The sequence below is a fragment of the Butyrivibrio sp. MC2021 genome, from assembly GCF_000621605.1.
Classification (GTDB): Bacteria; Bacillota; Clostridia; order Lachnospirales; family Lachnospiraceae; genus Butyrivibrio.
In genome coordinates this window covers 101920-109996 of the sequence record NZ_JHXX01000003.1, presented here as the reverse complement: position 1 = coordinate 109996, position 8077 = coordinate 101920, and the positions used below count along the sequence as shown (strand labels likewise).

7 protein-coding genes are annotated in these 8077 nt (G+C 46.9%); 4 read left to right on the top strand and 3 right to left on the bottom strand.

Annotation, left to right across the window (positions count from 1 at the left end):
* Positions 1-207: 207 nt before the first annotated feature.
* Complete coding sequence (locus T359_RS0108570) at positions 208-792, top strand: hypothetical protein (RefSeq protein WP_026517116.1); 585 nt, start codon at positions 208-210, stop codon at positions 790-792.
* Entirely contained in the window at positions 785-964 is a 180-nt protein-coding gene (locus T359_RS0108565; protein WP_026517115.1) for a hypothetical protein, read from the top strand. The genes T359_RS0108570 and T359_RS0108565 overlap by 8 nt, the downstream gene beginning before the upstream one ends.
* 86 nt (positions 965-1050) lie before the next feature.
* Here the strand turns inward: T359_RS0108565 and T359_RS0108560 are convergent, their stop codons facing one another.
* The gene (locus tag T359_RS0108560) at positions 1051-2373 is read right to left on the bottom strand and encodes an MATE family efflux transporter (protein ID WP_026517114.1); all 1323 of its coding nucleotides are present in this window, start codon (positions 2371-2373) and stop codon (positions 1051-1053) included.
* A 190-nt stretch (positions 2374-2563) separates the two neighbouring features.
* Here T359_RS0108560 and T359_RS21500 point away from each other — a divergent pair, with 190 nt between their 5' ends.
* Positions 2564-4993, top strand: a complete 2430-nt coding sequence (locus T359_RS21500; RefSeq protein WP_051545158.1) for a leucine-rich repeat domain-containing protein — start codon at positions 2564-2566, stop codon at positions 4991-4993.
* A gap of 1 nt (position 4994) precedes the next feature.
* Here the strand turns inward: T359_RS21500 and T359_RS0108550 are convergent, their stop codons facing one another.
* Both T359_RS0108550 and gmd read right to left on the bottom strand, forming a co-directional pair.
* Positions 4995-5936 (bottom strand): GDP-L-fucose synthase family protein, encoded by a 942-nt coding sequence (locus T359_RS0108550; RefSeq protein ID WP_334291613.1) that lies wholly within the window; start codon positions 5934-5936, stop codon positions 4995-4997.
* Between the two features lie 14 nt (positions 5937-5950).
* Positions 5951-7042 carry a GDP-mannose 4,6-dehydratase gene (gene gmd / locus T359_RS19820; RefSeq protein ID WP_051545155.1) on the bottom strand — a complete coding sequence of 364 codons (1092 nt, stop codon included), beginning with the start codon at positions 7040-7042 and terminating at the stop codon, positions 5951-5953.
* 159 nt (positions 7043-7201) lie between these two features.
* Between gmd and T359_RS0108540 the strand changes: the two genes are divergently transcribed.
* Positions 7202-8065: an AraC family transcriptional regulator gene (locus tag T359_RS0108540; protein WP_026517112.1), complete on the top strand. Its 864-nt coding sequence runs from the start codon at positions 7202-7204 to the stop codon at positions 8063-8065.
* Positions 8066-8077 lie beyond the last annotated feature (12 nt).

Sequence of the window (8077 nt, the reverse complement as noted above, 5' to 3'; positions counted from 1 at the left end):
AAAGGCATCCCCCGATTCCTCCTTCCGCTCTTAAGTGGTGGGCGGGGGTAATCGGTATTCTTGCAATTTCATTTTTGTTGTGATAAATTTAAACAGCTGTGACAATCTGTTGCAGTTTCAATTCCAATCCGGAAAGGCTATGCGTTCTGCATACGCTTATTTTCAAGAAATTATGGGTTTGAATGATTAGGAAAGGAGCATATGTGTATGCAGAAAGAGCAAGAAGAGCAACGAGCGGGGAGAAATAAAGCAACTACAATTAATTCAAGCTATATCGAAAGTGGAAGTTTTAGGAGAAAATTCGATAAGATATCCGATAACAAGGCACTTAACAGGCTATTATACAGGCTTGCTAAGAAAATGTTGTATCACAGATCGGGTACATGCTATGAGGATATGTACTGGATAGATATAACATCTTGTGAGATTATGGCAACTGAGATTGAACAGAATTTCAACCAGGAAATCCAATATTCTGAAAAGACTAAAATGGTTATCAAATCACATTCGGGTTTACTGACTATTCATTCGCATCCGATGGGATTTCCGCCAAGTGTCGAGGATTTGAATTCAAACTATACCAATGACTATGGGGTGGGTATTGTTATAGGCCATACAGGGAGAGTGTTTTTATACTATAGCAATGAGTTTGTTCCGGTGGTTTATTTTGGGTACAAAGTTGCTTCATATAGGCTTAGAGGATATAATGAATATGAAGCTAGAGAAAAAACTTTACAGGATTGTTGTGATCGGTTTGACGTTGTGGTAAAGGAGGTACTAGCTGATGAATAAGGAGTTTGAAGTAGGAACATATACAGAAGACGATAGAAATATTATTCCCGAATATATGTTGAAAATGAGCGTAGAAGAGCTTGAACAGGCTGCGGAGAAGGTTTTGCAGGAAGCAAAAGCCAATCCTAAGAAGAGGGAACGTCAGGATAGTTTGACGAAATTCAACATTTAAGAATTTCGGGAATTATAAAAGAAAATAGAATGAATATAGAAGCAGGATAAGATTGCATGTTTGTCGCAGTTTTATCCTGCTTTTTGTTAGTTTATTCCTATCTTGATCCATTTGCCCTTGAAGTAGTAGATGATGAAGATGATACTGCTTACTGACCAGGTAAGAGGGTAGGCCCAGAAGATCACGTTAACCACCGGGATAAAGTGCACGATGATGGTGATGTAGGTGATTCGAAGAAGGCACCAGCTGGACAGCATAACGATCATGGGAACGGTGGTCTTGCCGGCACCGCGGTAGGTTCCCGCAAGGCAGTGGCTAAGGGCCAGGAGGAAGTAGAATAAGCTCTCGGTGCGGGCCTGGGTTGCGCCGATGGCCAGAACCTCCGGGTCTCCCGAAAAGATTCTCAGAAGGTAAGGAGATAAAGTGAATACCAGCACGCCTATGATCTCTGCGCAGGTTATACTTATAAGGCTTCCGATCTTGGAGCCTTTTTTAACGCGATTAACTTCGCCTGCGCCAAGATTCTGGCTCACGAAGGTGGTAAGAGCCATGCTCATGCAGGTGATGGGTAAAAAGACAAAGCCTTCAAGCTTGAAGTAACTGCCGCAGCCCGCCATGGCCACAGAGCCAAAGGCGTTGATGTTGGACTGAACCACAACATTGCCGATGGCGATAACGCTGTTCTGAATACCGGTGGGAAAACCGATGGACAGCTCTTTTGCCAGAATGGGCTTATCAATGTGGAGCTTGCTTAAATAGATCCTGTGGGGACCATCTACCCGGGTGAGTCTGTAGAAGGCAAGGCCTGCGCTGACAAACTGTGCGATAACAGTGGCAAGAGCCGCGCCTCCGATACCAAAGCCCAGGAATTTCACGAAGGTGATATCCAGAATGGTGTTCAATATGGTGCTGACCATCAGGTAGTAAAGGGGCCTCTTGGAGTCGCCCATGGCCTGGAATATGCCGCAGCAGGCGTTGTACATGATGTTGCCGAGGCCTCCCAGGAAGTAGATCTTGAAGTAGGTGACGGAATTATTCATAACATCGGCGGGGGTGCCCATCCAGCCAAGAAGCACCGGGGTAAAAAAGTATCCCCAGACGGTCATGACGATTCCCATGATGATGGCAAAGGTGATACCGGTGTGAGCTGCCGCGGAAACTCTGTCATAGTTCTTGGCGCCGTAGCTCTTGCCGATGATGACGCTGTTACCCATGAACAGTCCGCCGATAAAGCCCACCATGAGAAAAATAAGGCTTCCGGTGGTGCTTACCGCAGCCAGGGCCTCTTTTCCCAGAACGTTTCCCACAACAACAGAGTCAACAACATTGTAGAGCTGCTGAAGAAGTTGTCCGAAAAACAGGGGGATTGCAAACGATATTAAGTTTTTAGTGATTGATCCTTTTGTCATATTAATAGCATAACCTTTTTCTTTTCATAATTTGCTTGATATATAATAATTTCACATTCTTAATTTTTCAAGCTATTTATCGGGTTTTCTTACCATTTATCCCATTTCAGATGCCATTTGTCAGAAAACGCCCTGTAAATCAGGAAAATGTAGTAGTATAATTTTCGTACTATGCCTAGGAGGAGTGACAATGATTAAAAGAAGTTTGATTGGATTATTAAGCGCGGCAATGATCGCAGGCAGCTTGGGGGGCATGCCTGTTACAGCATACGCTGCGGAGGATTTTGGAGAGGAGGAGATCTTTGCCGAGGAAGAGTTCACCGGGGAAGAACTCCCTGAGGAAGTATTCACTGAGGAAGATATCGAAGAGGAGGACTCTTTTGCAGACGAGGAATCTCTTATAGATGAGGATCTCGTTGAAGAGACGATTACTGAAGATTTTTCCGAAGAAACAGAAAATATCGAAGACATCGAGGCTCAGCCTAAAGAGGCGGCTGCTCTCGCTGAAAACTCTGCCACTTCCGGAACCTGCGGCAAAAACCTCACCTGGGAGTTGTATCACATGGTTCTTACCATCAAGGGTACCGGTCCCATGGACGACTACTCCGATTTCAAACCCGCACCCTGGGGTGGCAGACGAATTGACAAGATAATTATTGAGGAAGGCGTCACTTCCATCGGAGCCTACGCTTTTCGACTTGAGAGCCTTGCTACTGTCACAGCGATTCCTAAGTCAGTAACACGTTTCGGGGAATATTGCTTCTATAACGTGAAGGCAATCGACAATTGTACTTTGTCTGATAAGACAACCTATATCGGCGACTTCGCTTTTTGCCTTGTTGATAAACTGGGAACTGACATCACCATCCCGGCTGACGTGGAATATATCGGAGAAAGAGCTTTCTGGCTGCTTACAACCGAGAATGGTTTTTATCTCAAGGGCTTTAATAAAATTGAGCATATCGGCGAGGCCGCTTTTTACCTGAGAAAAGGCGCTGTTTCTGTGAAGAATACCGGAAAAAAGCTCCATTTTCCCGAGACCTTTAAATACCTGGGAGATATGGCTTTTTGTAATTCAGGTCTTACCTGCGATCTGGCCCTTCCAAACAGCCTTGAATATCTCGGAGCACAGGCCTTTTTAAATTGTTCGGGAGTTACCGGTGAGATTGTTATCCCCAAGGCTGTTACCAGCATAGGACGTCACATCTTTGACGGAACCTCCATCACCAAGGTTACATTTCATGAGAAGGTTAGAGATATAGCAACCGGGGCCTTCAGAAACTGCACCTCTATAAAAGAGCTGACTTTCTCCGGGGAAATGCCCGGTGTGATAACACAGAGGTCTACCGAGAGCTTTGGGGGAGTTAAGAGCGGCATTGTGGTTAACTACGACGGTTCCAGGAGATCCTGGAAGCGGGGGCTCACCGGCCATATGCTTGGCATGAGGGATGCGGTTCCTGTATTTAAGCCCTACTACCCGGATAAGGAGTGTAAGGTCAAATTTGCTGTGGCCGTTGACGGAGTTAAATACGATTTTCCCACCCAGACCGTCAAGTGCGGCGGCCATGCCACCAAGCCCGATGCTTCGGGGATTAAACTCAGAAAATCCGATATTCCCGTCTGGAGATATCAGTATACAAAAGATGGTAAGGACTCCTGGAGCTTCGATCTTGATTTTGAAAAGGAGATCATCACAGAGGACATCACGGTAGCCCTGTGGCTTACCTGGGATCAGGATGAATCCGATGATGCCGGGGATTGGGGAGATGTTCCCGCGAATATCAGATCCTACATGAAATTTTCCTCAGGAAAAGACATACCAAAGGGCATCTGGATGGTGGGCTCCGATCAGTATGACGGCGAGACCTTTTATGCTGACGGCAAGCCCAAGACCCTTGACGGACTCATGATATTTGACAGAAGATGGCTTCTTACCGAGGGTGAGGACTATTCCCTTAAGTACAGCGATAATGTAAAGGCCGGTGAGGCCCTGATAACAGTCACCTTCAAGGGGGCATATTTCAGGGAAAAAAGTAAGGAGTACAGCTTTAAAATCGATGGCCCCATCAAGCAGGTAAGCATTACCAAGTTCTCTTTTGCTGAAAAAGAGACCGGAAGCAAAAAGCTCAGTCCCGGGATTTACACCGGAAGTCCTGTGACCAAGTCTTTTACCCTTACGGATAAAACGGGAAAAGTTCTCAAGGGAATCGACGCTGAAAGCTATGAGAAGCTCTCGGATAAGCAGAAGAGAGGCTACGATTATACCTACAGCTATTCCAAAAATGTTAACAAGGGAAAAGCGAAGCTGGTTCTCTGCGGCGTTTCAGGCTACAAGGGCAAGATCACCAAGACTTTTTCCATAAAGGCGCTGGATATAAGCGGTGAAAACAGTGGTGTGACAGCCAAGTTACAGAATAAGAGCTATCCTCTGGTGAAAGGGGGAGTTAAGCCTCAGCCTGTTGTGACCTTCAAGGTGGGCGGCAAGACAGAGACTCTTACCAAGGGAAAAGACTACACTGTCAGCTACAAGAAAAATAAGAAAAAAGGGACCGCAACCCTTAAAGTAACCGGAAAAGGTAACTTCAAAGGCGCGGTCAGCCTGGATTTCATTATAGAGTAAATTATCTCTCTGCACGCATGGGATTGTTAAGGAAATCCTCATATGCAAGACGGATTCCGTCATCAAGCTCTGTGGTATAGGTCCAGCCAAGGTTCTTGGCCTTTGATACGTCAAGAAGCTTACGAGGTGTGCCATTGGGCTTGGTGGGATCCCAGCGGATCTCTCCTTCATAGCCAATGATCTTGGCAACTTTTTCAGTAAGTTCTTTAATAGTAAGCTCTTTTCCGGTTCCTGCGTTAACTGTCTCGTTGCCACTGTAGTTATTCATAAGGAATACACAGAGGTTGGCCAGATCATCCACATAAAGGAACTCACGAAGAGGGCTTCCATCTCCCCAACAGGTTACGTAAGGAAGGTTCTGCTCTTTTGCCTCGTGGAAACGACGGATAAGAGCGGGAAGTACGTGTGAGTGGGTGGGATGATAGTTGTCGTTAGGTCCGTAAAGGTTGGTGGGCATTACGGAGATGTAGTCTGTGCCGTACTGCTTGTTGAGGTACTCGCAGTACTTAAGGCCTGAGATCTTGGCAAGAGCATAGGCCTCGTTGGTCTTCTCGAGCTCAGAGGTAAGAAGGCAGCTCTCCTTCATGGGCTGAGGTGCCATTCTGGGGTAGATGCAGGATGAACCAAGGAATTCAAGCTTCTTACAGCCGTTTCTCCAGGCTGAGTTGATAACGTTCATCTCAAGGATCATATTTTCATACATAAAGTCTGCAAGGGCCTCTGAGTTACCCATGATACCGCCAACCTTGGCAGCAGCAAGGAAAACGTACTCGGGCTTCTCATCTGCAAAGAAGGCCTCGACCTGATCCTGTCTTGTGAGGTCCAGTTCCTTGTGGGTTCTGGTGATGATGTTCTTATAGCCCTGCTTCTGAAGTTCTCTTACGATAGCTGAACCAACCATTCCGCGGTGGCCTGCTACATATATTTTCGCGTTTTTTTCCATCATAATTTTTTACCTTATTTATCAATACCTTTCTCAAGGAATTCAGCCAGGTTGAATTTTACGTGTTCGTTGGCTCTTTCCACTGCAACTTTTTTCATGTCGTGCTCAACCATGATGCGGACAAGATCCTCGAAGGATGTGGACTGTGGATTCCAGTGAAGCTTCTCTTTTGCCTTGGAAGGATCGCCCCAGAGGTTGACAACGTCTGTAGGTCTGTAGAAATCAGGGGAAACCTCGATGAGGACCTTACCTGTCTCCTTGTCGTAGCCCTTCTCGTCGGCGCCTTCGCCTCTGAACTCCAGCTCGATGCCTGCATAGTGGAAGGCCAGCTGAGCGAACTCTCTTACGGAGTGCTGAACGCCGGTGGCGATAACGAAGTCCTCAGGCTTGTCGTTCTGAAGGATGAGCCACATGCACTCAACATAGTCCTTGGCGTAGCCCCAGTCACGAAGGGATGAGAGGTTACCGAGGTAGAGCTTGTCCTGCTTGCCCTGAGCGATACGTGAAGCAGCCAGGGTGATCTTACGGGTAACAAAGGTCTCGCCGCGGCGCTCTGACTCGTGGTTGAAAAGAATTCCTGAGCAGCAGAACATGTTGTAGGCTTCTCTGTACTCTTTTACAATCCAGAAACCGTAGAGCTTGGCTACAGCGTAGGGGCTGTAGGGGTGGAAAGGAGTCTTCTCGTTCTGAGGAACCTCCTCAACCTTGCCGTAAAGCTCAGATGTAGAAGCCTGGTAGATGCGGCAGGTATCGGCAAGACCGCACTGGCGAACGGCCTCAAGGACACGAAGAACGCCGGTGGCGTCAACGTCCGCTGTGAACTCCGGTGAATCAAAGGAAACCTGAACGTGAGACTGGGCAGCCAGGTTGTAGATCTCGTCAGGACGAACCTTTCCCACAACGCCCAGGATGCTCATGGAATCGCCCAGGTCACCGTAGTGAAGGTGGAAATGAGGATGTCCCTCAAGGTGAGCGATTCTTTCTCTGTAATCTACTGATGATCTACGAATGATGCCGTGAACGTCGTAACCCTTCTCCAGCAGGAACTCTGCGAGGTAGGAGCCGTCCTGGCCTGTAATTCCGGTAATAAGTGCTTTCTTTGCCATATTAGTATCCTTTCGAATAAATAAGTACTGTTTAACATAAATTTAAATCTTACTTAGATTATTATAATATATATTTTCCTTATTGGAATTCACTTTCTTGATTTTGATTTGCATTATCTTGACCGGGAGATTATACTTTTTTATCAAAGGAGAAATAAGATGAGCGAGCATTTGTTTCAGGGAAAAGACGTATCTTCGGACAGGCTGCTTTACACTCCCTCGGAGTTTGCCAAGTCCAACCTTATATATTTGCAGGAAATTGGTTCCCTTAAGGCCAGGAGCACCCACACCAGCAAGAGACAGAATCTGGAATCCTTTCTTTTTTTCTATGTAAAAGAGGGCAGCGGGGTCCTGGACTACAACGGGAAGGAACACCAGGTGGCGGCGGGGGACTGCGTTTTTATAAATTGCAAGAATCCGTATTCCCACAGGACTTCGGAGGATCTCTGGGCCCTGGACTGGGTGCATTTTTACGGGGAAAATATTTTGCCGATCTACCTTAAGTATGTGGAAAGGGGCGGGCAGCCGGTGTTTCACCCGGGGAGTCTTGGGGAGGCCCGGGAGCTCTTCGAGAGACTCCGGGAGGTGGCCTATTCCTCGGACTACATCAGGGATATCAGGATAAATGAGTCTTTGTCGGGGCTTTTGACGTTTCTTATGTCCTTCAGCTGGCAGCCGGAGAAGGTCAGGAGCGGGGATGCCGGGGGCAGCAGGGTTTTTGCGCTGAAGGATTATCTTGATACCCATTATCAGGAAAAGATCACGCTGGATCAGATGGCGGAGATGTTTCTTATAAATAAGTACACGCTTTCCAGGGAGTTTAAAGAGCAGTTCGGGACGTCGATAATCAACTATCTTCTTATTACACGGATTACGCATGCGAAGCAGTTTTTGAGGTTTACTGATGAGACGGTGGAGGAGATTGGGGTGAGGTGCGGGATTGTGCCGCTGTATTATTTTTCGAGGATCTTTAAACAGATTGAAGGGATAAGTCCCCTGGAATACCGGGCCCGCTGGAAGTAAATTTGCGGGTCC